This is a genomic window from Serratia sp. JUb9 (assembly GCF_014298095.1).
Lineage (GTDB): Bacteria > Pseudomonadota > Gammaproteobacteria > Enterobacterales > Enterobacteriaceae > Serratia_B > Serratia_B rhizosphaerae.
Window position 1 is genome coordinate 1563176 of sequence record NZ_CP060416.1, and the last position, 26674, is coordinate 1589849.

The 26674-nt window shown below is 62.4% G+C and carries 23 protein-coding genes; 16 read left to right on the forward strand and 7 right to left on the reverse strand.

The features are described from left to right. Positions 1-4: 4 nt before the first annotated feature. The 3 genes from HF675_RS07385 to HF675_RS07395 are packed head-to-tail and all read left to right on the forward strand — an operon-like array spanning position 5 to position 5711. Positions 5-1261, forward strand: coding sequence for a TolC family protein (locus tag HF675_RS07385; protein WP_187044343.1), 1257 nt, complete (start codon positions 5-7; stop codon positions 1259-1261). After that, complete coding sequence (locus HF675_RS07390; protein WP_187044344.1) at positions 1261-2592, forward strand: efflux RND transporter periplasmic adaptor subunit; 1332 nt, start codon at positions 1261-1263, stop codon at positions 2590-2592. The genes HF675_RS07385 and HF675_RS07390 overlap by 1 nt, the downstream gene beginning before the upstream one ends. After that, the gene (locus HF675_RS07395; RefSeq protein WP_187044345.1) at positions 2589-5711 is read left to right on the forward strand and encodes an efflux RND transporter permease subunit; all 3123 of its coding nucleotides are present in this window, start codon (positions 2589-2591) and stop codon (positions 5709-5711) included. The genes HF675_RS07390 and HF675_RS07395 overlap by 4 nt, the downstream gene beginning before the upstream one ends. Positions 5712-5742: 31 nt before the next feature. Here HF675_RS07395 and apbE read toward each other — a convergent pair whose 3' ends face one another. Both apbE and HF675_RS07405 read right to left on the reverse strand, forming a co-directional pair. Then, complete coding sequence (apbE, locus tag HF675_RS07400; protein WP_187044346.1) at positions 5743-6774, reverse strand: FAD:protein FMN transferase ApbE; 1032 nt, start codon at positions 6772-6774, stop codon at positions 5743-5745. Between the two features lie 117 nt (positions 6775-6891). After that, entirely contained in the window at positions 6892-8325 is a 1434-nt protein-coding gene (locus HF675_RS07405; RefSeq protein ID WP_187044707.1) for a PLP-dependent aminotransferase family protein, read from the reverse strand. A 97-nt stretch (positions 8326-8422) separates the two neighbouring features. On the opposite strand from HF675_RS07405, the gene HF675_RS07410 reads away from it, so the two are divergent. Next, positions 8423-8878 (forward strand): rhodanese-like domain-containing protein, encoded by a 456-nt coding sequence (locus HF675_RS07410; RefSeq protein WP_187044347.1) that lies wholly within the window; start codon positions 8423-8425, stop codon positions 8876-8878. A 9-nt stretch (positions 8879-8887) separates the two neighbouring features. Here the strand turns inward: HF675_RS07410 and flk are convergent, their stop codons facing one another. Next, complete coding sequence (gene flk / locus HF675_RS07415; RefSeq protein ID WP_187044348.1) at positions 8888-9910, reverse strand: flagella biosynthesis regulator Flk; 1023 nt, start codon at positions 9908-9910, stop codon at positions 8888-8890. A 191-nt stretch (positions 9911-10101) separates the two neighbouring features. Here flk and HF675_RS07420 point away from each other — a divergent pair, with 191 nt between their 5' ends. The 4 genes from HF675_RS07420 to HF675_RS07435 are packed head-to-tail and all read left to right on the forward strand — an operon-like array spanning position 10102 to position 13767. Next, positions 10102-10467, forward strand: coding sequence for a copper resistance protein (locus HF675_RS07420; RefSeq protein WP_111736707.1), 366 nt, complete (start codon positions 10102-10104; stop codon positions 10465-10467). 48 nt (positions 10468-10515) lie between these two features. Beyond that, positions 10516-12561 (forward strand): protein-disulfide reductase DsbD, encoded by a 2046-nt coding sequence (locus tag HF675_RS07425; RefSeq protein ID WP_187044349.1) that lies wholly within the window; start codon positions 10516-10518, stop codon positions 12559-12561. Continuing rightward, a complete protein-coding gene (locus HF675_RS07430) occupies positions 12558-13274 on the forward strand; it encodes a DsbA family protein (protein ID WP_105231974.1) in 717 nt (238 codons plus the stop codon). The genes HF675_RS07425 and HF675_RS07430 overlap by 4 nt, the downstream gene beginning before the upstream one ends. Further along, positions 13267-13767, forward strand: a complete 501-nt coding sequence (locus HF675_RS07435) for a protein disulfide oxidoreductase (protein WP_187044350.1) — start codon at positions 13267-13269, stop codon at positions 13765-13767. The genes HF675_RS07430 and HF675_RS07435 overlap by 8 nt, the downstream gene beginning before the upstream one ends. 741 nt (positions 13768-14508) lie before the next feature. Here HF675_RS07435 and HF675_RS07440 read toward each other — a convergent pair. Genes HF675_RS07440 through HF675_RS07450 form a run of 3 tightly spaced genes read right to left on the reverse strand, consistent with a single transcriptional unit; the run spans position 14509 to position 17461 of the window. Continuing rightward, complete coding sequence (locus tag HF675_RS07440; RefSeq protein ID WP_105231971.1) at positions 14509-16026, reverse strand: tripartite tricarboxylate transporter permease; 1518 nt, start codon at positions 16024-16026, stop codon at positions 14509-14511. Between the two features lie 9 nt (positions 16027-16035). Beyond that, the gene (locus HF675_RS07445; protein ID WP_105231970.1) at positions 16036-16467 is read right to left on the reverse strand and encodes a tripartite tricarboxylate transporter TctB family protein; all 432 of its coding nucleotides are present in this window, start codon (positions 16465-16467) and stop codon (positions 16036-16038) included. Positions 16468-16480: 13 nt separating this feature from the next. Further along, on the reverse strand, positions 16481-17461 hold the full coding sequence (locus HF675_RS07450) for a tripartite tricarboxylate transporter substrate binding protein (RefSeq protein WP_105231969.1): 981 nt from the start codon (positions 17459-17461) through the stop codon (positions 16481-16483). Between the two features lie 125 nt (positions 17462-17586). On the opposite strand from HF675_RS07450, the gene tctD reads away from it, so the two are divergent. Then, positions 17587-18261 carry a transcriptional regulator TctD gene (gene tctD / locus HF675_RS07455; RefSeq protein ID WP_105231968.1) on the forward strand — a complete coding sequence of 225 codons (675 nt, stop codon included), beginning with the start codon at positions 17587-17589 and terminating at the stop codon, positions 18259-18261. Then, a complete protein-coding gene (locus HF675_RS07460) occupies positions 18248-19663 on the forward strand; it encodes a sensor histidine kinase (protein ID WP_105231967.1) in 1416 nt (471 codons plus the stop codon). Before tctD ends, HF675_RS07460 begins: the two co-directional genes overlap by 14 nt. Positions 19664-19710: 47 nt before the next feature. On the opposite strand, the gene HF675_RS07465 is transcribed toward HF675_RS07460, so the two are convergent. Next, positions 19711-20610, reverse strand: coding sequence for a DMT family transporter (locus HF675_RS07465; RefSeq protein WP_105231966.1), 900 nt, complete (start codon positions 20608-20610; stop codon positions 19711-19713). A gap of 121 nt (positions 20611-20731) precedes the next feature. On the opposite strand from HF675_RS07465, the gene HF675_RS07470 reads away from it, so the two are divergent. The 6 genes from HF675_RS07470 (at position 20732) to accD (ending at position 26542) form a co-directional block, all read left to right on the forward strand. Next, positions 20732-21505 carry a helix-turn-helix domain-containing protein gene (locus tag HF675_RS07470; RefSeq protein ID WP_105231965.1) on the forward strand — a complete coding sequence of 258 codons (774 nt, stop codon included), beginning with the start codon at positions 20732-20734 and terminating at the stop codon, positions 21503-21505. Between the two features lie 99 nt (positions 21506-21604). After that, positions 21605-22726 (forward strand): 4-phosphoerythronate dehydrogenase PdxB, encoded by a 1122-nt coding sequence (gene pdxB, locus HF675_RS07475; RefSeq protein ID WP_111736712.1) that lies wholly within the window; start codon positions 21605-21607, stop codon positions 22724-22726. An 83-nt stretch (positions 22727-22809) separates the two neighbouring features. After that, positions 22810-23820, forward strand: coding sequence for an aspartate-semialdehyde dehydrogenase (locus HF675_RS07480; protein ID WP_105231963.1), 1011 nt, complete (start codon positions 22810-22812; stop codon positions 23818-23820). Then, a complete protein-coding gene (gene truA, locus HF675_RS07485) occupies positions 23820-24632 on the forward strand; it encodes a tRNA pseudouridine(38-40) synthase TruA (RefSeq protein ID WP_105231962.1) in 813 nt (270 codons plus the stop codon). Before HF675_RS07480 ends, truA begins: the two co-directional genes overlap by 1 nt. Positions 24633-24732: 100 nt before the next feature. Further along, positions 24733-25395, forward strand: a complete 663-nt coding sequence (locus HF675_RS07490; RefSeq protein WP_105231961.1) for a DedA family protein — start codon at positions 24733-24735, stop codon at positions 25393-25395. Positions 25396-25630: 235 nt separating this feature from the next. Further along, complete coding sequence (gene accD, locus HF675_RS07495) at positions 25631-26542, forward strand: acetyl-CoA carboxylase, carboxyltransferase subunit beta (protein WP_105231960.1); 912 nt, start codon at positions 25631-25633, stop codon at positions 26540-26542. Positions 26543-26674 lie beyond the last annotated feature (132 nt).

Consider the following 26674-nt stretch of genomic DNA (forward strand, 5'->3'; position numbering starts at 1 on the left):
CGGTATGTCCAACTTATTTTCTCACCCGGCACGGGTGGGCTGGCTGCTGCTTGTCTGCTGTTCGGCGAGCGCGCAGGCGGCCGGCCTGACGCTGGAACAATCGCTGTCGGCGGCGGAGCGTTACTCCGCCGAGCTGTCCGCCAACCGCCATCAGGTTTCCGCACTGCGCAATATGGCGGATTCCGCGCTGCAGTTGCCCGATCCCAAACTGAAGCTGGGGATTGAGAACATACCGGTACAGGGCGGCAACGGCCATCGCCTGACGCGCGACGGCATGACGATGGGACGTATCGGCATCATGCAGGACTACGTCAGCGGCAATAAGCGTCAGCGAAAAGCCGATACGCTGCGGGCCGAGGCGGAAAAAACCTCGGCTAACAGCGCGGCGATCCGCGCACGTTTGCAGCAGCAGACCGCACAGGCCTGGCTGGAGCTGGCGTTAAGCCAGCAGACCCTGCGTGACGCCAGGGCGTTGGTTGCGGAGAGCGAGCGCCAGATTAGCGCGCAGCGCGCCGGCGTGGCCAGCGGCAGTTCGTCGGCCAGCGAGGTGGTGGACGCACGTCTGACCTTGCTGGCGATGCAGGACCAAATCAGCACCGCCGAGCGCGACGTGACGGTGGCGCAGGCCAGGCTGACGCAGCTGACCGGGCAACAGATCGGGCAGGTCGTTGGTAAGCTGCCGCGCTTTGAGCGTTTGCCGGCCGACGGTGAGGTGCTGCGCCAGGCGATACGCCAGCATCCGGACGTGGTGCAGGCCGGCCGCGAAGCCGATGTCGCCAAGGCGCGCTCCGCTCAGTCGGCGATCGCCGCCATTCCCGACGTTGGCGTGGAGGTGTATTACGCGCGCCGCGCCGACGGCTATGAAGATATGGCCGGCGTCATGCTGAGCGTCGACCTGCCGCTGTTTAAAGCGCAGCGACAGGATAAAAACTATGCCGCCGACGTGTCGCGCACCCTGGAGGCCAACGACCAGCTGACCTTGCTGATCCGCGACCATCGGGCGCAGCTGGACACCCTGTTGGCGCAGTATCAGGCGGCGCAGGCGCAGTGGCAGCGTCAGCAGCAGCAGGCGATTCCACTGCAGCAGCAGCGTCTCGATCTGCTGCTGGCGCAGTACCGCAGCGGCAACAGCAACCTTTCCGCTGTGCTGTCGGCGCGTCGCGCGTTGCTGGATGCCCGGCTGAACGCCGGCCAGGCCGCCCGTCAGCTGGCGCAGCTGTGGGCCGCCATCCGTTACCTGATCCCGCAGGAGATCCTCTGATGAAAATGCGTTTTAACCTTGCGTTATTGGCGGCGCTGGCGGCAGGCGCCGGGGCCGGTTACTGGCTGGCGACGCCGCCATCATCAGCGCCGACGGGGAGCGCGACGCCGGCGGCTGAGCGTCAGGTGCTGTATTGGTATGACCCGATGGTGCCGGGGCAGCGCTTTGACAAGCCGGGGCCTTCACCGTTTATGGATATGGATCTGGTGCCGCGCTATGCCGACGAGGTGCAGGAGCAGGGCGGGGTGACCATCAGCGCCCGTCAGCAACAAAACCTTGGCGTGCGCACCGCAGCGGTGGAGCTGCGCCCGCTGGCGCCGCAGCTGGAGGCGTACGGCAGCGTAGCGATTGACGAGCGCGGCGTGCAGGTGATCGCCGCGCGCGCCAGCGGTCTGGTGGAGAAGCTGTGGGTGCGCGCCAGCCAGCAGCAGGTGAAAAAAGGCCAGGCGCTGGCGCAGCTGTGGATCCCGGCGTGGCATGCGGCGCAGCAGGAGTACCTGGCGGTGCGACGTCTGGGGGACAGCGCGCTGAGCGCTGCGGCGCGTCAGCGCCTGCAGCTGCAGTTTATGCCGGAGTCGGTGATACGCGAGGTGGAGCGCAGCGGCCGGCCGCAAACGCGCATTACCGTCACGGCGCCCGCCAGCGGCTTTATCAACAGTCTGGATGTGCGTGAGGGCGCGCAGGTCAGCGCCGCGCAGGGGCTGTTTGAACTGGCGACGCTCGACCGGGTATGGATGGTGATCGACTATCCGCAGGCGCAGGCCGGGGTGGTGCAGATCGGCGATGCGGTCAGCGCCGGCAGCGCCAGCTGGCCGGGCGAACGTTTCAGCGGCACGATCGATGAACTGCTGCCGAATGTCGATCCGCTGACGCGCACCTTTAAGGCGCGGGTGCAGCTGCAAAACCCGCAGCAGCGGCTGAAACCGGGCATGTACCTGCAGGTGCGCCTCAGCCAGCCGGCGGCGGGGCGGCCGGTGCCGGCAATTCCGCTGGAGGCGTTGATCATGAGCGGCGATCGTAACCGGGTGCTGGTGAGCGAAGGCGACGGCTACTTTATACCGGTCGAGGTGGAAACGGGCCGGCAGCAGGACGGCTGGGTGGAGATCACGCGCGGGCTGAAGGCCGGACAACGGGTGGTGACCGCCGGACAGTTCCTGATCGATTCCGAAGCCAGCCTGCGCAGCGCGCTGCCGCAGCTGACGGCTGAAAAAGAGCCTCACGATCGCGGGGCACATCAGCCGCCTGCGGCCGCGATGGAGCACGGGGAACATTCGACGCCGCAAGCGCATGGCGAACATGCGGATCATCATGCACACGGAGGTCACCAATGATTGCTGCAATCATTCGCTGGTCGCTGCGCAACCGGCTGCTGGTGCTGCTGGCGGCGGCGATGCTGGCCGGCTGGGGCGTGTGGGCGCTGCAGAAAGCGCCGCTGGACGCGCTGCCGGATCTGTCCGACGTGCAGGTGATCGTACGCGCCAGCTATCCGGGGAAAGCGCCGCAGGTGGTGGAGGACCAGGTGACCTATCCGCTGACCACCACCATGCTGACGGTACCCGGCGCGAAAACCGTGCGCGGCTTCTCCATGTTCGGCGACGCCTATGTCTACATCCTGTTTGAGGACGGCACCGATCTGTACTGGGCGCGCTCGCGCGTGCTGGAGTCGCTCAGCCAGGTGCAGTCCGCGCTGCCGTCGCAGGTGAAGGTGGCGCTCGGGCCGGACGCCACCGGCGTCGGCTGGGTGTATGAGTACGCGCTGGTGGACAGGAGCGGCCGTCACAGCCTGGCGGATCTGCGCGCGCTGCAGGATTGGACGCTGAAATTTGAGCTGAAAACCGTGCCCAACGTCGCCGAAGTGGCCAGCGTGGGCGGCATGGTACGCCAGTATCAGGTGGTGCTCAACCCGGAAAGCCTGCGCGCGCTTAACGTCTCCCACCAGCAGGTGGTCAAGGCGCTGCAGGAGGCCAATCAGGAAGGCGGCGGCGCGCTGCTGGAAATGGGGGAAGCGGAGTATATGGTGCGCAGCGCCGGCTATCTGAAAACGGCGGCGGATTTCGCCAATGTGGTGATAACGGTGCGCGACGGCGTGCCGATCCTGCTGTCCCAGGTGGCGACGCTGCGCGAAGGGCCGGAAATCCGCCGCGGCGTGGCGGAGCTGAACGGCGAAGGGGAGGTGGCCGGCGGTATTGTGGTGATGCGCTACGGCCAGAACGCGCTGGAAACCATCAATGCGCTGAAGGACAAGCTGCAGCAGCTGCGGCAGACGCTGCCGCCGGGCGTGGAGATCGTCACGGTTTACGACCGTTCACAGCTGATCGAGCAGGCGATCGATAACCTGTCGTTCAAGCTGCTGGAGGAGTTCGTGGTGGTGGCGCTGGTGTGCACGCTGTTCCTGTTCCACTTCCGTTCAGCGCTGGTGGCGATGGTGACCCTGCCGCTCGGTATTCTCGGCGCGTTTGTGGTGATGCACTATCAGGGGGTGAACGCCAACATTATGTCGCTGGGCGGTATCGCCATCGCCATCGGCGCGATGGTGGACGCGGCGATCGTGATGATCGAGAACATGCATAAGGTGCTGGAGCAGTGGCGGCAGCGCCATCCTGAACGGCAGCCGGAAGCGCAGGACTACTGGCGCATTGCCGAGCAGGCGGCGGTTGAGGTCGGGCCGGCGCTGTTCGGCAGCTTATTGATCATCACGCTGTCGTTTATTCCGGTGTTCACGCTGCAGGCGCAGGAGGGCAAGATGTTCGCGCCGCTGGCCTTCACCAAAACCTACGCGATGGCGGTGGCGGCCGGGCTGGGCATTACGCTGGTGCCGGTGCTGATGGGCTACTTTATCCGCGGACGTATTCCTGATGAGCAGGCCAACCCGATAAACCGCTGGCTGATTCGCTTGTACCAGCCTTTGCTGGCGGCGGTGCTGGCGCGGCCGCGCCTCACGCTGGGCCTTTCCGCGCTGCTGCTGGCGCTGACGCTGTACCCGCTCAGCCGGCTGGGCAGCGAATTTATGCCGCCGCTCGACGAAGGGGATCTGCTGTATATGCCTTCGACCCTGCCGGGGATTTCGGTGCGTGAAGCGGGGCGTCTGCTGCAGCTGACCGACCGGCTGATTAAAACGGTGCCGGAGGTGGAGACGGTCTTCGGCAAGGTCGGGCGGGCGGAAACCGCCACCGACCCGGCGCCGCTCACCATGCTGGAAACCACCATCCGTTTTAAACCGCGCGACCAGTGGCGGCCAGGCATCACCATGGACAAGCTGGTGGCGGAGCTGGACGAGGCGGTCAAGGTGCCGGGCATTGCCAACGTCTGGGTACCGCCGATTCGCAACCGGCTGGATATGCTGTCTACCGGGATTAAAAGCCCGGTGGGGATCAAGGTCAACGGCAGCAACCGCGCGGATATCGAGCGCGTCGCCGGGCAGATTGAGCAGGTGGTGCGGCAGGTGCCGGGCGTCTCCTCGGCGCTGGCGGAGCGGCTTAGCGGCGGGCGCTATGTTGATATTGATATCGATCGTCAGCGCGCTGCCCGCTATGGCGTGTCGGTGACCGAGCTGCAATCGATGGTGGCCTCTTTAGTCGGCGGCGAAAACGTCGGCGAAACCATTGAAGGGCGGGCGCGCTATCCGATCAACGTGCGCTATCCGCGCGAGATCCGCGACTCACTGCAGGGGCTGCGCGATCTGCCGGTGGTGACGGCGAACGGCAGTCAGCTGCCGCTGTCGGCGCTGGCGGATATTCGCGTCAGCGACGGACCGCCGATGCTGAAAAGCGAGAACGCCCGGTTGTCCGAGTGGATCTATGTCGATCTGCGCGGGCGGGATCTGAAGTCGGCGGTGGAAGAGATGCAGCACGCGGTGGCGCAGCAGGTCAGGCTGCCGTCCGGCATTTCGCTGAGCTGGTCCGGGCAGTTCGAGTATCTGGAACGCGCCAGCGCCCAGCTGAAGGTCGTGCTACCGGTCACCCTGGGGATTATTTTTGTGCTGCTGTTCGTCACTTTCAACAGCGTGCGCGACGCGCTGCTGATTATGGCGACGCTGCCGTTTGCCCTGATCGGCGGCGTCTGGCTGCTGTATCTGCTGGACTACAACCTGTCGGTGGCCGGCGCGGTGGGCTTTATCGCCCTGGCCGGGGTGGCGGCGGAGTTCGGCGTGATCATGGTGCTGTATCTGAATCAGGCGCTGCACAAGCAGCGGCAGAGCGGCCGGCCGATGACCCGTCAGCAGCTGCTGGCGGCCATCAGCGAAGGGGCGGTGCTGCGCGTCCGGCCGAAGGTGATGACGGTGGCGACCATTATGGCCGGGCTATTGCCGATTATGTGGAGCGACGGTTCCGGTTCCGAGGTGATGCAGCGCATCGCCGCGCCGATGATTGGCGGCATGATCAGCGCACCGATTTTATCGATGCTGGTGATCCCGGCGGTGTATCTGCTGATGCATAAACCAGAGGAATAAATAAACTGGGGGGCCGCGCGGCCCCCTGATGTTATTGCAGCAGAAACGCCTTAAACTGCGGTGTCATCTGCGCGCTGAAGCCGCTGTCGGTTTTGCTGATCATATACACCGCCAGCCCTTGCTCTTGCGCCAGCTTCATGGCCTTTTCACTACCCAGCACCATCAGGCCGGAATCCCAGCCGTCGGCTTCCAGCGCGGTGGGGGCGATCACCGTTACCGAAACCAGCCGGTGGTTAATCGGCCGGCCGGTATTGGGGTCGATAATATGCGAATAGCGCTGGCCGTTCTGCTCAAAGTAGTTACGGTAGCTGCCGGCGGTGCTGATGCCGTAGCCCTGCAGATCCACCAGCGCCTGCACCGCATTTTCTCGGTCGGTCGGTTTCTGGATCGCCACGCGCCATGGTTTGCCCTGACCGTTAACGCCGCGCGATCGCACCGCGCCGCCTACCGACACCAGGTAGTTGGTGATACCTTTGCGCGCCATCAGCTGCGCCAGCAGATCCGCGCCGTAGCCTTCGCCCAGCGTTGACAGATCGACATACAGCCCCGGCAGATCCTTTTGCAGCCATTCGCCCTGCGCATTGCTGGTCAGCGTCAGGTGCTGCAGGCCGACGTTGCGTTTGGCGGCGTCAATCTGCTGCTGGCTGGGAATGGTTACCGGACGTTTGTCCGGGCCGAAGCCCCACAGGTTCACCAGCGGGCCGACGGTGATGTTCATCGCGTCATGGGTATCACGGCCGATGCGCTGGGCGGTAAGGATAATATCCGCCATGCCGCGCGGGATCGGCTGCGGCGCGCTGCTGTGTGAACGGTTAAAGCGCGACAGCACCGAATCGGCGCGGTAGGTGGAGATATCGTCATTGGCCTGCTCCAGCAGCGCGTCGATCTCCTGCTGCAGCTGTTGGCGGTTTTCCGCGACCTCGCCACTGATCTTGACGCTGTAAAACGTCCCCATGGTTTTACCGGCGATATCCATCTGCGGGCGGGTGGCGGCGTTATCACAGGCGGCGAGCAGCGTAAGCGCGACGCCGAGCAACAGGCTTCTGGCGAAAGAGTGGGCCATGGCGGGATCCTTGAAGACAAAATAAAGGCGCTATAAATAGAGCAAAGTGCGGCAAATATAAAGGGGCGGCGGCGACAAAATGCATTTTGTTGCACAACGAGCGAGGTATCTGTGCGCTCAGCCGGGGCGCAAATGGGCCAAGCGCGCCACGGCGGCACTGATTTCTCCCGGTGTGAGCGCGGAAAAACCCAGCAGCCAGCCGTCACGGTGCGCGGCGTCGTGCTGATAATGGGCCGCCAGCCCGGGCGTCAGCACGCCGGCCTGTCTGGCCTGACGGGTTAGCGTTGCCTCGCATCCGTCCGGCAGCCACACGCTGAGCTGCAGGCCGCCGTGAGTCGGCTGCGGCGTGGCGAAGTGCCGCCAGTGATGTGCTATCTGTTGTTGCAGATGGTCGCGGCGGCTGCGGTACAGCTGGCGCATATAGCGGATATGGGCGGCAAAGTGCCCCTGGCGCATAAACTCTGCGGTGACGGCCTGGTTCAACTGCGTGGTGTGACCGTCATAGACGCTGCGGGCGGTGACAAAGGTTTCAACCAGCGGCGGCGGCGCGATCAGATAAGCCAGCCGTAGCGACGGGAACAGCGATTTGGAAAATGTGCCGATATACAGCACGTTGCCTGCACGATCCAACCCCTGCATGGCGGGCATCGGCTGGCCGTCATAATGAAACTCGCTGTCGTAATCGTCCTCCACGATCCACGCCTGCTGTTTCTCCGCCAGCGCCAGAAGAGCCAGCCGGCGGGCCAGACTGAGCGTGACTCCGCTGGGGTATTGGTGGGAGGGGGTCAGGTAGATCAGGCGCGGGGTGGGCAGAGCGTCATGCGGTCGCATGCCGGCGTCATCAACTGCGACCGGCGTCAGCTGCGCGCCGGCGCTGAGAAACGCGTTGCGCGCGCCGGGGTAGGCGGGATCTTCAATCCACACCCGGTCACCGTCGTCCAGCAGCAGCGCGGTAATCAACTGCAGAGCCTGTTGTGAGCTGGTCAGTACGATAACCTGCCGCGCATCGCAGTTGACGCCGCGCGTTTGGTTGACGTGAGCGGCAATCGCCTCCCGCAGTGGCAGGTAACCCTGCGGATCGCCGTAACGCATCAGCGTTTCCCCCTGCAGGCGCCATTGCTGCGCGGTGAGCTGCTGCCACTGTTTGACGGGGAACAGGCGCAGGTCGGGGGAGCCGGCAGCGAACGGCAGCGGCCGCTGCGGATCGCGGCAGCCGCCGGTGGTGACGATCTGGCTGCCGCGGCGGGAAAGCTGCGGGCGCTGCTGCGGCCGGGCAGGCGGCCGCATTCTGGCGACGGAAATGGCGACAAAAGTACCCTGGCCGATGCGGCGCCGCAGGTATCCCTCGGCTTCCAACTGGCCATAGGCGGCTTCCGCCGTCACGCGGGAGACGCCTAAATCTGCGGCCAGCGTGCGGCTGGAGGGCAGGCGTTGTCCGTACGTTAGCGCGCCGGTATGAATCGCGCGCCGCAGCGTACTGCAAACACGTTCGCGCAGTGAAGCGTTGGCATGTTCCGGCCGTTGGAACAGCGTCAGCAGCGTTTTGGTCATCATGGGTCTTGCCATTGATAAAAAATGGGTCTCATTGATAAGACCAAAATAGGGCATGCTTGTCACCATCATTTGAGCGTAACTGAGGATAAACTGCATGACGTATCGTTCACTGGTTCTGGCCGTTCCTCCTGCTGAACCGGAAGAGAACCTGGCCTATCTGGCCGCGAAACTGAGTTTTTACACCGATGCCTGGGATGTGGCGGAGGATTTGCGTCACGGCGTCGACGCTATCGTCGTCATTGATGCGCGTTCCGAACAGCACTATCTGGCGGGGCATATTCCCGGCGCCGTCAGTCTGCCGCACCGGCTGATGGATGAAGTCAGCACGGCGGCGTTGGATCGCGATAAAGTGTATATCACCTACTGCGACGGCATTGGCTGTAACGCATCGACGCAAGGGGCCTACAAACTGGCCCGGCTGGGGTTTAAGGTCAAAGAGTTGCTTGGCGGGCTGGATTTCTGGCTGCGCGACGGCTATCCGGTGGCCGTCGGCGAGTCTTGCGGTTCGCTGATGGGGCAGCAGCCGGGCGCCGACTGCGGCTGTGCCTGATGCTGAAGGCTACAGCGCCAGCATCAGCACGATAACCAGCACCAGCACCAGTGCGACCAGCGCCCAGCCCCGCTTGCCGAGAGCGGCCTGCAGAGGCAGCGCCACGTTGGCGATCAGCGGATTGAGCTGCGGCTGCGGCGTCTCGTTATGAATCGTCGGCGTGACGCCGGCCTTTTCCAACCGGCGGGCGAACAGCTGCGTCACCGCCTCGTTGATCTGCGCCTGGGTCAGCGGGGTGTTGGCCGCGCAGTGGAAGCGCGTCTGGCAGTAATCCAGCAGCAGCTGCTGCTCTTGCCGGTCCGCCGGCTGTTTGAGCACCGTCAGCAGGTTATTCAGCGTTGGCGCGTGCTGCGCGCTCAGCGCCGTTTTCACCTGCAGATACTGACTTAACAGCTGGAAATGGCGCGCCGGCAGCGGGTCGTTGGTTTTTACCCCGACCAGATTAAACAGGCTCTGCCAGATTTTAGCCGGCGATTCGCCGGTGGCGGCGCTCAGGCGCGTCACCTGCTGCTGCAGGTTCTGGTGTTCGGCCGGCAGTAAAGGACGGTCGCTGACGGCGCTCTGCTGCGGATGCGGAATGGTCAGGCTGCCGCTCTGCAGCTGGCTCAACACCTGCTGTAACTGCTGGTGGCTGAGCTGGCTCAGCACGGTATGGCCGAACTGCTGGCGGATAAAATCACTGACCGCCTGGCGGTTATTCCCCTGCGGCAGCAGCTCGGTCAGCTGTTGCAACAGCTGGCGGCTGGCGTGATTCTGCTGCGCCTGGCTCAGACGCTGTTGCAGCAGTTGCTCCGCCGGCTGAAAGTGGCGCGCCCGCAGTTCGCTGCCGTCGGTGGCGCCCAGATCGTGGCGCAGGCTGGCCCAAATCTCGGCGGATTTGGCCGGGCTGAGCGCCATAATCTTCACCACCAGCTTTTCCAGCATGGTGCGCTGCGCCGGAGAGAGCGGCTGCGTATCGGAGGCGGTGTTTTTCTCCCCGGATGGGGGGCGATCGGAAAGGTTGTGGGCGCCGGGGCCGCTCAAAGGTTGCATGTCACCAGTCCTTCGCTGTGCAGAAAGAAGTCATACCCGGCGAAAAGCGCAGGTTCTATAAATCGTATAGCGACTATGATACCTGTAAATTCCCCTTATCAATACCATTCGCACGACATTTCTTTACAGGTAAAACGTTGCCAATCGCCTCGCTGCCGCTAAGATAGGCGGATTACGCTCGCGAGGATGTCATGGTCAAACGGCAACAGATTGCAAAATGGTTTTTATGCCTGGCTTGCCTGGTCGTCCTGACCTGCATGACGCAGCGTATGGCGAGCCTGCACGCGCTGCAACTGACGCTGGGTATTCCGGCGGTCAGCGCGGCGGCGGCCGACGACAACGGTGAAACCGTTGCCGCCACCAGTCCGTGCGAACTGAGCGCCAAATCGCTGCTGGCCGCGCCGCCGGTCATCTTTGAAAGCGTACTGCTGGGGCTGGGTCTGCTGTTGGCGCTGCTGGCCCCGGTGATTGCCGCGCGTCTGCGCATTCCGCCGCCGCGTGCGGTTTCCCCTCCCACCCTCAGGGTGCACCTGCGATTATGCGTTTTCCGTGAATGAGATCCTCGCCCAACCTGGACGATAACTGACTCATTTACGGAGAAAAATATGTTGAATACCTTTAGGTCGGCATTAGCCTGCCTGCTGCTGCTATGGCTGCCGATGCTGCAGGCGGCGGACAGCGGCTGGCTGCAAAGCCCGACCAACGATCATGCCAAGGTGCGGCTGCGCGCCGATACTTCCCAGGCCGGAGAAACGCGCCTGCTGCTGTCGGTAGAGCTGCAGAAGGGCTGGAAAACCTACTGGCGCTCTCCCGGCGAAGGGGGCATCGCGCCGGCGATCAAGTGGCAGGGCAATCCGCCGCCGTTGGCCACATGGTTCTGGCCGGCGCCGCAGCGTTTTGACGTGGCGGGCATCACCACGCAGGGCTACCACGACGGCGTCACTATCCCGATTGTGATTAAGGGGGCTGAGCCGGCGCGTCTGGCCGGCACCCTGACGCTGTCCACCTGCAGCAACGTCTGCATCCTGACCGACTATGCGTTCAATCTGGATCTGTCGGCAGCCAATGACGCGCAGTTCAACCATGACTTTGCCCAGGCGATGGGCAAGGTGCCGATTGACAGCGGCCTGACCGACAATCTGCGCGTCGGTTACCGCAACGGCGAGCTGCAAGTCAGCGCCGAGCGCAACGCCGGCGCAAACTGGCGTCAGCCCGCGCTGTTTTTTGACACCTTGCCGGATGCGGATATCGGCAAGCCGACCATCAGCCACAGCGGTGCAACGATGCAGGCGCGGGTGCCGGTCAGCGACGGTTGGGGCGACGCCGCCCCCGATCTGCGCGGACAAACGCTGACGCTGGTGATCACCGACGACGGCATGGCGCAGCAGACGACGCTGACCGTCGGCGAACCGCTGGCGATGTCGTCATCGGGCGGCGTTACGCTGTGGCAGGCGGTGCTGATGGCGCTGGCCGGCGGTTTGATTCTGAACTTGATGCCGTGCGTGCTGCCGGTGCTGGGGATGAAACTGGGTTCTATCCTGCAGGTGGAACAGCGCGATCGGCGCAGCGTGCGCAAGCAGTTCCTTGCCTCCAGCGCCGGGATTGTAGCGTCGTTTCTGGTGCTGGCGTTGCTGATGACCGCTTTACGGCTGAGCAATCAGGCGCTGGGTTGGGGCATCCAGTTCCAGAACCCGTGGTTCATCGGCTTTATGGTGCTGGTGACGCTGCTGTTCAGCGCCAACCTGTTCGGACTGTTCCATCTGCAGCTCTCTTCCGGACTCAGCACCCGCCTGGCGACCCACGGCGGCCAGGGGATGAGTGGCCACTTCTGGCAGGGGGCGTTCGCTACCTTGCTGGCGACGCCGTGTACGGCGCCGTTCCTCGGCACCGCGGTGGCCTTTGCGCTGGCCGCGCCGCTGCCGGTGCTGTGGGGCATGTTCGTGGCGCTGGGCATCGGCATGAGCCTGCCGTGGCTGCTGATTGCCGCCTGGCCGGCATTGGCGCTGCGCCTGCCGCGTCCCGGGCGCTGGATGAACGTGCTGCGTCTGGTGCTGGGGCTGCTGATGCTGGCGTCGTCGCTGTGGCTGCTGAGTCTGATGACCAACCATATCGGCGTTCAGGCGACGCTGGTGGTCGGTGGTGCGCTGCTGCTGGGGCTGCTGCTGGCGGTCTGGCGGCGTTACGGTGCGCGGTCGGCGGGCATCGCCGGCGCCAGCCTGCTGGTGGTCACCGGCCTGACGCTGCTTACGCTGTCGCTGACGGCGAACCTGTGGCGGCAGCCGCTGCAGGACCGGGTGACGTGGCAGCCGCTGAGCGAGCAGGCCATCACTCAGGCGCTGGCCCAGAACAAGCGAGTGTTCGTCGATGTGACCGCCGACTGGTGTGTCACCTGTAAAGCCAATAAATTCAACGTATTGATGCGTGACGATGTACAGCAGGCGCTGATGGCCGATGACGTGGTGGCGCTGCGCGGCGACTGGAGCCGGCCTTCGGCCGAGATTAGCGCGTTTCTGCAACGCCGCGGCAGCGTCGGCGTCCCTTTCAACCAGATTTATGGCCCCGACAGCCCGAACGGCGTGGTGCTATCACCGTTATTGACCCGCGATGCCGTTCTGCAAACCCTGTCCGCCGCTAAAGGAACTGAACAATGAAGAAGTTACTGATTATTTTACTGATGATGGTATCCCCCGTGTGGGCCGCTGCCCCTTTTACCCCGGAGCAGGAGGCGCGCGTGAAGGAGATGATCCGTGAAACGCTGGTGTCCAACCCGGATATTCTGGCGCAGGCGGTCGACGCCTGGCAGCAGCAAACCTCCGATCAACAGGTCAGCCAGGTGATCAAGCAGCAGGCGAAAACCCTGTATCAGGATCCGGCCAGCCCGCGGTTGGGGGCGAAGGACGCTAAGCTGACGATGGTGACCTTTACCGATTACAACTGTCCGTACTGCAAGCAGTTCGATCCGATGCTGGAAAAAATCGTCAAGAAATACCCGGACGTGGCGCTGGTGGTGAAACTGCTGCCGTTTAAAGGCGAAAGCTCGGTCAGTTCGGCGCGCATCGCGCTGACCACCTGGCAGCAAAACCCGCAGCAGTTCTGGGCGCTGCATCAGCGGCTGATGGCGAAAAAGGGCTTCCATGATGACGCCAGCATCGCCGCGGCGCAGCAGAAAACCGGCGTGAAGGCGGTAACGCCGAGCGAGCAGAGCATGAGCACGCTGCGCACCAATATGCAGCTGGCGGAACAGCTGGGCGTGCAGGGCACGCCGGCGACGCTGATTGGCGATCAGATGCTGCCGGGGGCGGTGTCCTACGAACAGCTGGAGTCGCTGGTGAAGCAGCAGCTGGCGCAGGCCGACCGTGGTTAGGCTGAAACGCTGGGGGCGTGAAATCGCGCTGCTGTTGCTGATGTTGGCGGGGATTCTGTTCGCCATGGATCTGTGGCGCGCACCGCAGGCGCCGCAGGCGTTCGACACCCAGCGGCTGACCACTCTGGACGGCGCGTCGTTCTCGCTGGCGCAGCGCAGTCAGGAGCGGCCGCTGCTGGTCTACTTTTGGGCCAGCTGGTGCGGCGTCTGCCGTTACACTACCCCCAGCGTCGCCAAGCTGGCGGCGCAGGGCGGCAACGTGCTGAGCGTGGCGCTGCGCTCCGGCGATGACCAGCAGGTGGCGGCTTGGCTGGCCGCCAAGCGGCTGAGTCTGCCGGTGGTCAACGATCCCGCTGGTGAGCTGGCGGCGCGCTGGCAGGTGGGCGTTACACCCACCTTTGTCATCATCGATAAGGGCAAGGTGGTGCAGAGCACCACCGGCTGGACCAGCTACTGGGGCATGAAGCTGCGCCTGTGGTGGGCGGCCTGGTAGTTTGGGCATAGCAGGGGAGCGAAGGCCGCCGATATAAAAACACAGGTGAAGAAACTCATTCATTATTTGTGTTGGTATTAAGCGGCCTTGGCTCTCTATTTTAAATATTTTCCGGTAATGCATCATGGTTCGGTGTAAGTATTGGTGGTGCTGTTTGCATGGGGTTGGGTATAGTAACAGCTCCAGCAGCTGGGGCTGGTGGATTTGCATGTGCCGCGATCGGCTCAATTGCTGGTGGATACATTGCTAGCACAAGTACAGAATCGATCATTGATATAATCTACGATTACATCGGACTATGAACGATTTAATTAAAAACCTCACAATAGCAATACTCGCCATTCAGACCATAAGTTTTTCCGTTTATGTTGGCGTGTATATTATCTATAGCAAACATTACAAGCGTCTAATCGCATCGTTCAGGGAGAAGTACGAATTCCCATTTCCCTATTCGTTTCATTGTCAGACCGGAATTTTCGGTTCGGTAGCAATCTGCTATTTCTTTATGAAGCTCAGGGCAGGAAGGAAGGCGTTTTTCTTACCGAAAACAAGTGACGTCTATGCTTTCTCTAAGGAAATTCCAAGCGCGAAAATAAGTTGGTTGTCGACTTTGTTTTATTTGTCGCTGCTGTCTTTTTTCTGTCTGACTTTGATTGCCTTGTTTGCTGCCTATATAAAACTCTTTGCATAAAAAAGGGGCCGGATTATCCGGCCCCTTGTTGATGATGTTGCAGGTAATTCTTATTCGGCCTCGGCGGTTTCCACCGTCTGGCGGCGCTTGCGGATCGTGCGCAGCACCGGCGGCACCACCAGTACCGCGACCGCCAGCACCAGCAGGCTCTGGGCAATACCGCTGCCCCACAGAATGCCGTATTCGCCGTTGCTGATCGACAGCGCGCGGCGCAGGTTCTGCTCCAGCAGTTCACCCAGCACAAAGCCCAGAATCAGCGGCGACATCGGGAAGTGCATTTTACGCAGAATATAGCCGAACACCCCCAGCCCGACCATCAGCATCAGGTCGAAGGTGGTGCTGTGCACCGCGTATACGCCGACCGCCGATACGGCGGCGATCGCCGGCACCAGGAACCACAGCGGAATGGTCAGCATGCGGGTAAACAGACCAATCAGCGGGATGTTCATGATCAGCAGCATCACGTTGGCGATCAGCAGCGCGGCGATCAGCCCCCAGACAATATCGGGCTGTTCGGTGAACATCGCCGGCCCCGGCGTGATGTTGTACAGCGTCAGCGCGCCCATCATCACTGCGGTGGTGCCGGAACCCGGCACGCCCAGCGTCAGCATCGGAATAAACGAGCCGCAGGCCGACGCGTTGTTAGCCGCCTCCGGCGCCGCCACGCCGCGGATATCCCCTTTGCCGAAGGTGTCGCTGTTGCCGCTGATTTTCTTCTCGGTCATATAGGTGAGCGCACTGGCGATGGTTGCCCCGGCACCCGGCAGAATGCCGACGAAGAAGCCGACTACCGAAGAGCGCAGGGCCGGGCCGGCGCACTCTTTCGCCTCTTTACGGTTAAACAGCAGCCGCCCGGTTTTACGCACCAGCTTTTGGCCGGCGCCGGTGCTCTCCAGCATCAGCAGGATTTCGCTGACCGAGAACAGGCCGATTACCACCACGATAAACTGAATGCCGTCGGAGAGGTGCACGCTGTCGAAGGTAAAGCGGTAGACGCCGGTGTTGGCATCGACGCCGACCGTCGCCAGCCCGAGGCCGATCAGCGCCGCCAGCAGCGACTTCAGCGGGTTCTGGCTCATCATGCTGCCGAGACAGGCGATGGCGAAGATCATCAGCGCGAAGTACTCCGCCGGGCCGAAGGCCAGCGACCAGCGCGCCAGCAGCGGGGCGAACAGAATAATGCCGCCGATGGCGATGATGGAGCCGATAAACGAGCTGACCGCGGAAATGGACAGCGCCACGCCGGCGCGCCCCTGCTGCGCCATCGGGTAGCCGTCCAGCGCGGTCATGATCGCCGCGGCGTCCCCGGGCACGTTCAGCAGGATGGAGGAGATGCGGCCGCCGTACTCACAGCCGATATACACCGTCGCCAGCAGAATCAGCGCCGATTCCGCCGGCAGCTTCAGCGCGAAGGCCAGCGGCAGCAGGATCGCCACGCCGTTAATCGGCCCGAGGCCCGGCAGCAGCCCGACGATGGTGCCGACGAAACAGCCGATCAGCGCAATAACCAGGTTCTGTGGAATCAGCGCCACCTCGAACCCTTGTGATAAATATAACCAGGTATCCATTATCGTTCCTCAGTTCAGCCAGGCGCCGAGCGGCAGCGTAACGTCGAGCAGACGGTCAAAGGCGTAATACAGCGCTACGCCCATCACCGCGCCGGAGATCGCCGCCGCCGGCACGCGCGCGCCGAACAGCAGTGCGATGCTGAAGGTCAGCAGGGCGGTGGCCAGCGGAAAGCCCAGCAGCTCAAAACACCAGGCGTACAGCGACAGCGTGATGGTCAGCAGCAGCAGACGCTGCAGGGTGGCGCGGTGCGGCCAGGCCACCACCTGCGGATGGCGCAGCAGCATCAGAACGGCGCACAGCGCCATCAGGCTGAGGATGATCAGCGGAAACGGGCGCGGCCCCAGCGGCTCATAACTGTATTCGCTGTGAATGCCCCAGCCGATATACAGGCCGCCGATGCACAGCAGCAGCCACACCCCGGCAAAAATACGATCGCTCATGGATGCCTCCGGATTACTTGGCCAGGCCGAAGGCTTTCGCCTGTTCACGGTAGTCGCTGACCTGTTTCTTCACGTAGGCGTCCAGCTCTTTGCCGCGCAGGTTAAATTCAAACAGCCCGCGCAGGTCACGCTGCTTTTTGAACTCTTCGGTCTGCTGCAGTTTGGCGAAGGCGTCGGTCCACCACTGGTACTCTTCATCGCTGACCTTCGGCCCCAGGTAGAAGCCGCGGATCACCGGCCACACCAGGTTATAGCCCTGTTCTTTAGCCGTCGGCACCTCGGCCAACTGGCCCGGCAGGCGCTCTTCCGAATACACTGCCAGCACGCGGATTTTGTCGCCCTGCAGGTAAGGCACCATTTCGCTCAGGTCGCCGGATACCGCCTGAATATGGTTGCCGAGCAGCGCGGTCACCGGCTCGCCGCCGCCTTCAAAGGCGACGTAGCGCATCTTGCGCGGGTCGACGCCCACTTCACGCGCCAGCAGCGCGGTTTTCATCCAGTCCTGGCTGCCGATCGAGGCACCGGCGCCGAACACCACGCTGGTGGGATCTTTCTTGAAGGCTTCCATCAGGTCTTTCAGCGTTTTATACGGCGAGTCGGCGCGCACGGCGATCATGCCGTAATCGGTGCCGACCGCCGCCAGCCACTTGACGTCATCCACGCCGTAGCGGCCGAATTTGCCCTGCGACAGGTTGAGCAGCGAGCCGCCGGAGAAGGCGACCACGGTGCCGAACTCCGCCGGGCGCTGGGCGACGATGGCGTTATAGGCCACCGCGCCGACGCCGCCCGGCATATAGGTAACGCGCATCGGTTTATTGATGGCTTTGGTTTCCTGCAAAGACACCTGCAGCAGTTTACAGGTCAGATCGAAGCCGCCGCCGGGCTTGGCCGGCGCGATACATTCGGTACGGTCGGGCGCTTCAATGGCGAAAGCCTGATTGGCTGCCAACAGCAGAGCGGTTGCGGTCAGAGTACGGGTGATTATTTTTTTCATTGCCTTCCCCTAGGTATTTTTTCTTTCAGTCTGTGAGAACTCCCGCTGACACGGGGTTGCCAAATTGTTAAAACATAAACCTTTCATTTACCTTTCAACGTACGGGAAAGTTTACAGGATGTGATATGCGTCTCTTGTTAGTGGAAGATCACCCCGAATTATCCCATTGGCTGCAGAAGGCGCTGACCGGCGCCGGCTTCGCCGTGGACGTGGCGTCGGACGGCGTGGTGGCCGACCATCTGCTGTTAAACGAACATTACAGTCTGGTGGTGCTGGACGTGGAGCTGCCGCGCCTCAACGGGCTGGATCTGCTGGCGCGGGTGCGCAAGCGCGGTCAGAATCTGCCGGTATTGCTGCTGACCGCCCGCGCTGACGTCAGCGACCGGGTCAGAGGGCTGAATCTCGGCGCCGATGATTACCTGAGCAAACCGTTTGAACTGGACGAGCTGGAGGCACGCATCCGCGCGCTGCTTCGCCGCAGCGTGGGTGTCACCCAGCAGACCCTGCAGTTTGGCGCGCTGACCTACCACGACGACGGCTATTTTCTGCTGGATAATCGGCCCTTGGCGCTGACGCCGCGCGAACTGTCGGTGCTGACCACGCTGATCCACCGGCGCGGCCGGCCGGTCGCCAAGCAGCAGCTGTTCGAGCAGGTGTTTACCCTGTCTGACGAGGCCAACCCGGAGAGCATTGAGCTGTATGTACACCGGGTGCGTAAAAAATTGCACGGCAGCAATGTGGCGATCGTTACGCTGCGCGGTTTGGGGTACAGCCTGGAGCTGAGCGATGACGTGGTTTAAACCGCCGGCTTCACTGTTCTACCAACTGTTGCTGTTTTTCGGTTTGCCGCTGACGATACTGGGCGGCATCTCTATTTACACCCACTACTTTAGCGCCACCCATGCCGCGACGTTGGCCTACGACCGCACGCTGCTGGCGTCGGCGCGCACCGTGGCGGAGCGGCTGGTGGTGCGCGAGGGCAAGCTGAAGATCGACGTGCCCTATGTGGTGCTCGACAGCTTCGAGCGTAATATGAATGACCAGCTGTATTACGAAGTGATTTCGCCGCAGGGGCGCAGTATCTCCGGCTATGACGATCTGCCGTTGCCGCCGCCGCACCTGGCGCGTTCCACGCTGTACCCGGCGCTGGTGCATTTTTACGACGCTGAATATGCCGGGCGGCCGATCCGCGTCGCCGCGCTCTATCAGCCGGTGAATGAAGGCGGCATGATGGGCATGGCGACCATCCTGGTGGCGGAAACCCTGGAATCGCGCAACTATCTGGCGCGTCAGATGCTGCTGTCCGCGCTGCTCAGTCAGGGGACGGTGGTGGTGTTGACGCTGACGCTGGCGTTTGTGCTGCTAAAAAAGCTGCTCAAGCCGCTGCGTAAACTGTCGAGCGTGATGATGCGCCGCGATCCGGGCGAGCTGACGCCGTTGCCGACCCTGCTGTTGCCGTGGTCGGAAATGCAGCCGTTGCTGCTGGCGTTTAACCGCTATACCGAACGGCTGCGGGTGATGGTGGCGCGTCAGGAGCGTTTCAGCGCCGACGCCTCGCACCAGCTGCGTACGCCGCTGACGGTGCTGAAGACGCAGGTTGGCGTGGCGCTGGCCAGCGATGATCCGCAGCAGTGGCGCGAAAGCCTGCTGGCGATCGGCAAGACGCTGGATAACACCGTGGCGCTGACCGACCGGCTGCTGTATCTGTCGCGGCTGAAGGCGCACGAGCCGCACGGTGAACGCCGGCTGCAGCCGGTCAATCTGGCGCAGGTGCTGCGCGACGCCTGCTTCTCCCGTCTGCCGCAGGCGCGCAGCAACGGTATCGACCTGGGTTATGAAGGGGAGGCGGTGTGCTGGATCGGCGGCGAGGCGCTGCTGCTGACGGAGATGTGCGCCAATCTGCTGGATAACGCGCTGAAGTATACGCCGCGCCGCGGCACGGTGACGGCGCGCCTGAGCGCATTAAATGGAGAAGGCATACTGGAAATCGAAGACAGCGGGCCGGGCATTACCCAGCAGGATGCGCAGCAGGCGCTGCAGCCTTTCCGTCGTCTGGATAATGTGGGCGAGCAGCCGGGCGCCGGGCTGGGGTTGGCGCTGGTGAAGGATATCGCCGCTTATCACGCGACGCGGCCGGAGCTGCTGAGCTCTGCAGAGCTTGGCGGCCTGCTGGTGCGGGTGCGTTTCCGCTTATTGTCCTGAGCCGGCAGGCCGGGGCGGAGACGCCGTTCTCCGCCCCGGCGGCGTCCTTATTTGGATACCGCCGTCTGCGGTTTTTTACGGCCCAGCGGCGTGCGCAGGCGTTGAGAGAGGATCACCCCCAGCAGGGTGATACCGCCGCCGACCAGGTGGTAGGCGTGCAGCTGTTCATGCAGGAACAGCACGGCGATCACCGCGGTGAACACCGGTGCCAGGTTCATAAAGATAGAGGTGGTATTGGCGCCGAGGCGGACAACGCCCTGAATCCACAGGAACGGCGCGATAATCGATGCCGGAATGCCGGCAAACAACACCAGCGACAGGTTCTGACTGTTCAGGCTGACGTCCGGCGCCATCAGGAAGTTCGGCAGTAGCAGCAGCACGCCGAGGGCGATCTGCACGTACAGCGATTGCCAGTTGGACAGAGCAATCGCCCAGCGTTTGGTCAGCACGCCGTACAGCGCGTAGGAGGCGGTGGCGGCAAACATCATCAGTTCGCCTTTGCCGATGCCGTGCTGCAACAGCGCTCCCGGCTGACCGGCGCTCACCAGCCAGATCAGGCCGCATAATGAAGTCACGCTCCCCAGCGCTACGCCGACGGTCGGCGCCACCCGCAGCAGTACGATGCTGATCAGAATGGTCAGCAGCGGGATCAGCGACACGATAATGCCCATAAACAGCGCGCTGACGCTGTGCGCGGCGTAGTAGGCCAGGCTCTGATAGAGCACCATGCCCAGCAGCCCCAATACCAGCAGTTTGCCGCCGTTAGCGCGCACCGTGCGCCAGTTGCGGATCACGCCGGGCAGCACAAACGGCGTCAGCGCGATCAGCGCCAGCAACCAGCGATAGAAAGAGATCGCTGCCGGGTCGATCGCGCCGGCCGACAGTTTGCTGACCACGGCGTTGATGGACCAGATCAGTACCGCCACCAGAGGGAAGAATATGTTCATGATAATTATTCTCAACAACGTACAAAGTGATGCCTAGTTTACGCATGTCTGGTTTATTGCATATACTGAAAACCAGACAAAAATCACCGTAAACAAGACAACCTGCAGGGGAGATAGCGCTATGCCGGAAATCCGTCATTTCTCAGAAACGCTGATCCCGGCGCCGCAGCTGGTGCAGTTTCGCTGTGAGGCGTTCAATGTGCGCACCGAATTTCAGCCGCACAGCCACTCCTGGGGACAGCTGATGTGGGTGACCAGCGGCGTGATGGTCACCCGTATCGGCGGGCAGCGCTTTCTGGCGCCGCCGGAGTTTGTGCTGTGGGCGCCGGCGGGCGTGGAGCACTCCTGTTATAACCATAAATTAGCGAAGTGCCGCATGGTGGACATCGCTCTGCCTTTATGCCGTCAGATGCCGGCAACGCCCTGTCTGGTCAGCGTCACGCCGATTTTCCGCGCCATCGCGGATGATTTCTACGCGCGCGAACAGTATATCCCGCAGAGCCGGGCGGATCTGCGCCTGTGCCGCGTACTGATTGACCAACTCCACCTGTCGCCACGGCAGCAGACCTATTTACCTTCCTCGCAGGATAAGTTTCTGGCGCCGATTCTGGAGGCGCTGGAGCACTGTCCGTCGGACAACACCTCGCTGGCGCAGTGGGCACGGCGGGTCTATACCACGGAGCGCACGCTGTCGCGCCGCTGCCAGCAGGATCTCGGCATGTCGTTCAGCGAATGGCGCCAGCGGCTGCGCTTTCTGCACGCGGTGTCGCTGCTGGAGCAGGGGAAGACCGTGCAGGAGGTGGCGCTGGACGTCGGGTACAGCTCCGCTTCGGCGTTTATCGTGATGTTTCAGCAGATTGCGGGTGCTACCCCCGAACGTTTTCGGCGCGCATAGATATGCGCGCCGGGTTGCCGTTGCGTGCAATGCCGTGACGCAGGCATAACTCGAGTATATGATCGGGCGGCAAATGGCCGTCCTGGGTTGGAGAAAGAAGTGAAGATACTGGTTGATGAAAATATGCCGTATGCGGTTGATCTGTTCAGCCGTCTGGGAGACACGCTGGCGGTGCCGGGCCGCCCGATCCCGCAGGATGCATTGGCGGACGCCGATGCCCTGATGGTGCGCTCGGTCACCAAAGTGAACGAGGCGCTGCTGAGCGGCACCCGCGTCGGCTTTGTCGGCACCGCGACTGCGGGCACCGACCATGTGGACGACGCCTGGCTGCAGCAGGCGGGCATTGGTTTTTCCGCCGCGCCCGGCTGCAACGCCATCGCCGTGGTGGAGTACGTTTTCTCCGCGCTGATGCTGCTGGCTGAACGTGACGGCTTCCAATTGCGTGACAAAACCGTTGGCATCGTCGGGGTCGGCAACGTCGGCGCACGGTTGGATGCGCGCCTGCGGGCGCTGGGCGTACGTACGCTGCTGTGCGACCCGCCGCGCGCCGATCGCGGCGACGCCGGTGAGTTCTGGCCGCTGGAAAAACTGGTAGCGGAAGCCGATGTGCTGACCTTCCACACGCCGCTGAATAAATCCGGCCCTTATCACTCGCTGCACCTGGCCGACGCCGAATTGCTGGCGGCACTGCCGGACAACCGCATCCTGATTAACGCCTGTCGCGGTGCGGTGGTGGATAACGCCGCGCTGCTGCAGGCGCTGGAAAAGGGCAAAAAGCTCAGCACGGTGCTGGACGTCTGGGAGCCGGAACCGGAGCTGTCGCTGCCGCTGCTGGCGCGGGTGGACATCGGCACCGCGCACATCGCCGGCTATACGCTGGAAGGCAAGGCGCGCGGCACCACGCAGGTGTTTGAGGCCTTCTGCCGCCATCTGGGCCAGCCGCAGCAGATTGAGCTGGCCTCGCTGCTGCCGACGCCGGAATTCAGCGAAATCCGTCTGAACGGGCCGCTCGATCAAGGCAGGCTGAAACGTTTGATGCACTTAGTGTATGATGTGCGCCGCGATGATGCGCCGCTGCGCAAAGTTGCCGGCCAGGCGGGCGAATTCGACCGCCTGCGCAAGCAGTATCAGGAGCGACGCGAATGGTCGTCGCTGCGCGTGGCGTGCGATGACGACGCCAGCGCCGAGCTGCTGGCCCGGTTGGGCTTTAGCGTACGCTAAACGGCGCGCGGTTTTAAATATCAGGGCGGTGATGCACCGCCCGTTTGTTTTGCATGTTAATGAAATACTCGGGAGATACCCCAATGTCTGACGGCTGGAATATCGCTCTGCTTGGCGCCACGGGCGCGGTAGGTGAAGCATTGCTGGAATTGTTACAGGAACGTCAGTTCCCGGTGGGCGAACTCTATCCGTTGGCCAGCGAACGCAGCGCCGGCGAAACGGTGCGCTTTAACGGCAAAACCCTGCAGGTGGAAAATGCCGACGAGTTCGACTGGTCGCAGGCACAGCTGGCCTTTTTCGTCGCCGGTGCGGAAGCCTCGGCGCGCTATGCCGTTGACGCCGGCAATATGGGCTGTCTGGTGATCGACAGCAGCGGCCTGTTTGCGCTGGAGCCGGACGTGCCGCTGGTGGTGCCGGGCGTCAACCCGCAGGTGCTGGCCGACTACCGCAACCGGAATATCGTTGCCGTGGCCGACGGCATGGTCAGCCAGTTGCTGACCGCCATCAAGCCGCTGACCGAACAGGCCGGCCTGTCGCGCCTGCACGTCACCACCCTGATGTCGGTGTCCGCCCGTGGTAAAGCGGCGGTGGACGATCTGGCGGGCCAGAGCGCGCGCCTGCTGAACGGTATGCCGGTGGAAGAGGGGCTGTTCGCCAAACAGCTGGCGTTCAACCTGTTGCCGCTGCTGGCGGACGAGCAGGGCAGCGTGCGCGAAGAGCGTCTGATCGTCGATCAGGTGCGTAAGGTGCTGCAGGACGAAGGGCTGCCGATGTCGGTGACCTGCGTACAGTCGCCGGTGTTCTACGGCCATGCGCAGGCGGTGCAGGTGGAAGGGCTGCGTCCGATCGACGCCGATGAGGCGCGTGCCGAACTGCAGGACGCGGAAGATATCCAGCTGAGCGACGAAGACGACTATCCGACCCAGGTCACGGAAGCCTCCGGCAGCGATGCGCTGAGCATCGGCTGCCTGCGCAATGACTACGGTATCCCGCAGGTGCTGCAATTTTGGTCGGTGGCCGACAACGTGCGCTTTGGCGGCGCGCTGATGGCGATTGAAACCGCAGAGCGTCTGCTGCAGGAGCAGCTGTACTGATGTCCGAACCGGCTGTAGCGACCCAGAAAATCGCGCTGGGCATTGAATATGACGGCAGCGGCTATTACGGCTGGCAGCGTCAGCAAGAGGTGCCGAGCGTGCAGGCCTGCCTGGAACAGGCGCTGAGTAAAGTGGCGGACGCGCCGATCACGGTGCTCTGCGCCGGCCGCACCGACGCCGGGGTGCACGCCACCGGCCAGGTGGTGCATTTTGAAACCACGGCGCGCCGTAAGGATGCCGCCTGGACGATGGGGGTCAATACCCATCTGCCGCCGGATATCGCCGTGCGCTGGGTCAGCCCGGTGGCGGAGGATTTCCATGCGCGTTTCAGCGCCACCGCCCGCCGTTATCGCTATGTGATCTTCAACCACCGCTATCGTCCGGCGGTGCTGCAGCAGGGGGTGACGCATTTCTATCACCCGCTGGACGCCGAGCGCATGCAGCGCGCAGCGCAGGCGCTGCTGGGAGAGAACGACTTTACCTCATTCCGCGCCGTGCAGTGTCAGTCGCGCACGCCGTGGCGGAATGTAAAACACGTTAAGGTCACGCGTCACGGGCAGTATATCGTGGTAGATATAAAGGCGAATGCCTTTGTGCATCATATGGTGCGCAATATCGTCGGCAGCCTGATGGAGATTGGCTGCGGCAACCAGGATGAAAACTGGATGGCGGAGCTGCTGGCGTTAAAAGACCGTAATCTGGCGGCGGCCACCGCTAGAGCGGAAGGTCTGTACCTGGTTTCCGTGGATTATCCTGAGCGTTTCGCGCTGCCGCAACCGCCGATGGGGCCGCTGTTTTTAGCCGATGACTAAAGAAGACGCGCAGTTGCGCCAGGCTCCGCCAAGGGGATCCTGCGCGGTGCGTCCTGATTAATCCGCCGGCGGGGGAGACCTCCGGCACAAGAGAGAAGCTATGGACATCATCAAGTTTGTTATTGATTTCATTTTGCATATCGACGTGCATTTGGCTGAGTTGGTGGCGCAGTACGGCATGTGGGTGTACGGGATTTTGTTCCTGATTCTGTTTTGCGAAACCGGTTTGGTGGTGACGCCGTTCCTGCCGGGAGATTCTCTGCTGTTCGTGGCCGGGGCGCTGGCCTCGCTGCCGACCAACGATCTGAACGTGCACACCATGGTGGCGCTGATGGTGGTCGCCGCGGTGGTGGGCGATGCGGTCAACTACACCATTGGCAGGCTGTTCGGCGAAAAGCTGTTCAGCAACCCGAACTCAAAAATTTTCCGCCGCAGTTACCTGGATAAAACTCATCAGTTTTATGAAAAGCACGGCGGGAAAACGATTATTTTGGCGCGCTTTGTGCCGATCGTGCGTACATTTGCGCCGTTCGTCGCCGGTATGGGGCATATGTCCTATCGCCACTTCGCCGCCTACAACGTGATTGGCGCGCTGGTCTGGGTGCTGCTGTTTACCTATGCCGGTTACCTGTTCGGCAACGTGCCGGTGGTACAGGAAAACCTGAAGTTGCTAATTGTTGCTATTATCGTTGTGTCAATTTTGCCGGGCGTCATTGAAATCTGGCGCCATAAGCGCGCGGCTGCCCGCCAGCAAAAACAGTAAAAAACATCGCTTAACCTATCGGTTCGACCAGTTTTTTATCTACAGCGTCGGGCCGATATGGTTTAATGAGCGACATTTATGGTCTGTTCCTGCGGACAACCCTGAATTCAGTGCCTTGGTTGCGCGCCTGTCGCGCTGAGTCCCGGGCGCTTTTTCATTGGCTGTTGCTGCGAAGGGATTGTTAAAGCATGAACTGCGAACTGGCGTCTGCCAGGTTCAAACAGAAAGGTCTTCGATGAGCTGGATTGAACGAATTCTTAACAAGAGCAATATCACCCAAACCCGTAAGGCGAGCATTCCTGAGGGCGTTTGGACCAAATGTGACAGCTGCGGTCAGGTTCTCTACCGCGCCGAGCTGGAACGTAACCTGGAAGTCTGCCCGAAGTGTGACCACCATATGCGCATGTCTGCGCGCATGCGTCTGCACACGCTGCTGGACGAAGGCAGCGAAGTGGAAATCGGCAGCGAGCTGGAACCGAAAGACGTTCTGAAATTCCGGGATTCCAAAAAATACAAAGACCGCCTGCAGGCCGCGCAGAAAGCGACCGGTGAAAAAGATGCGCTGGTGGTGATGAAAGGCACGCTGTACGGCATGCCGGTTGTCGCCGCCTCCTTCGAATTCGCCTTTATCGGCGGTTCAATGTCTTCTGTCGTCGGCGCGCGCTTTGTTCGCGCCGTTGAGCAGGCGCTGGAAGACAACTGTCCGCTGGTGTGCTTCTCCGCCAGCGGCGGCGCCCGCATGCAGGAAGCGCTGATGTCGCTGATGCAGATGGCGAAAACCAGCGCCGCGCTGGCCAAAATGCAAGAGCGCGGTCTGCCGTACATTTCCGTACTGACTGACCCGACCATGGGCGGCGTTTCCGCCAGTCTGGCGATGCTGGGTGATATCAACATCGCCGAGCCGAAAGCGCTGATCGGCTTTGCCGGCCCGCGCGTTATCGAGCAGACGGTGCGCGAAAAGCTGCCGCCGGGCTTCCAGCGCAGCGAGTTCCTGATTGAGAAAGGGGCGATCGACATGATCGTGCGTCGTCCGGAAATGCGCCAGACGCTCGCCAGCATTCTGTCCAAGCTGACCAACCAACCGCAGCCGGCGTTTGACGAGCCTGAGCCGGTGGTAGTGACGCCGGAGAATCAGGCGGACGAATAAGGCATGCATACGCCGCGACGGCCTGTTTACGCCGTCGCGGCGCTCAACCGCCGCTGAGCGGCCATGCGGCGGTTGAAACGCAGAGCATCGCCTTTCCCGCGGTGAGGGTGGTGCCCTGATGGATTAATGAAC

Coding starts and splice junctions, on each gene's coding strand:
- HF675_RS07465 (WP_105231966.1), bottom strand. CDS start 20,610: ATGAACATATTCTTCCCTCTGGTGGCGGTACTGATCTGGTCCATCAAC.
- HF675_RS07480 (WP_105231963.1), top strand. CDS start 22,810: ATGTCTGACGGCTGGAATATCGCTCTGCTTGGCGCCACGGGCGCGGTA.
- HF675_RS07445 (WP_105231970.1), bottom strand. CDS start 16,467: ATGAGCGATCGTATTTTTGCCGGGGTGTGGCTGCTGCTGTGCATCGGC.
- accD (WP_105231960.1), top strand. CDS start 25,631: ATGAGCTGGATTGAACGAATTCTTAACAAGAGCAATATCACCCAAACC.
- HF675_RS07430 (WP_105231974.1), top strand. CDS start 12,558: ATGAAGAAGTTACTGATTATTTTACTGATGATGGTATCCCCCGTGTGG.
- HF675_RS07390 (WP_187044344.1), top strand. CDS start 1,261: ATGAAAATGCGTTTTAACCTTGCGTTATTGGCGGCGCTGGCGGCAGGC.
- HF675_RS07470 (WP_105231965.1), top strand. CDS start 20,732: ATGCCGGAAATCCGTCATTTCTCAGAAACGCTGATCCCGGCGCCGCAG.
- HF675_RS07460 (WP_105231967.1), top strand. CDS start 18,248: ATGACGTGGTTTAAACCGCCGGCTTCACTGTTCTACCAACTGTTGCTG.
- HF675_RS07410 (WP_187044347.1), top strand. CDS start 8,423: ATGACGTATCGTTCACTGGTTCTGGCCGTTCCTCCTGCTGAACCGGAA.
- HF675_RS07490 (WP_105231961.1), top strand. CDS start 24,733: ATGGACATCATCAAGTTTGTTATTGATTTCATTTTGCATATCGACGTG.
- HF675_RS07425 (WP_187044349.1), top strand. CDS start 10,516: ATGTTGAATACCTTTAGGTCGGCATTAGCCTGCCTGCTGCTGCTATGG.
- HF675_RS07450 (WP_105231969.1), bottom strand. CDS start 17,461: ATGAAAAAAATAATCACCCGTACTCTGACCGCAACCGCTCTGCTGTTG.
- HF675_RS07405 (WP_187044707.1), bottom strand. CDS start 8,325: ATGACCAAAACGCTGCTGACGCTGTTCCAACGGCCGGAACATGCCAAC.
- truA (WP_105231962.1), top strand. CDS start 23,820: ATGTCCGAACCGGCTGTAGCGACCCAGAAAATCGCGCTGGGCATTGAA.
- flk (WP_187044348.1), bottom strand. CDS start 9,910: ATGCAACCTTTGAGCGGCCCCGGCGCCCACAACCTTTCCGATCGCCCC.
- tctD (WP_105231968.1), top strand. CDS start 17,587: ATGCGTCTCTTGTTAGTGGAAGATCACCCCGAATTATCCCATTGGCTG.
- HF675_RS07385 (WP_187044343.1), top strand. CDS start 5: ATGTCCAACTTATTTTCTCACCCGGCACGGGTGGGCTGGCTGCTGCTT.
- HF675_RS07440 (WP_105231971.1), bottom strand. CDS start 16,026: ATGGATACCTGGTTATATTTATCACAAGGGTTCGAGGTGGCGCTGATT.
- apbE (WP_187044346.1), bottom strand. CDS start 6,774: ATGGCCCACTCTTTCGCCAGAAGCCTGTTGCTCGGCGTCGCGCTTACG.
- HF675_RS07420 (WP_111736707.1), top strand. CDS start 10,102: ATGGTCAAACGGCAACAGATTGCAAAATGGTTTTTATGCCTGGCTTGC.
- HF675_RS07395 (WP_187044345.1), top strand. CDS start 2,589: ATGATTGCTGCAATCATTCGCTGGTCGCTGCGCAACCGGCTGCTGGTG.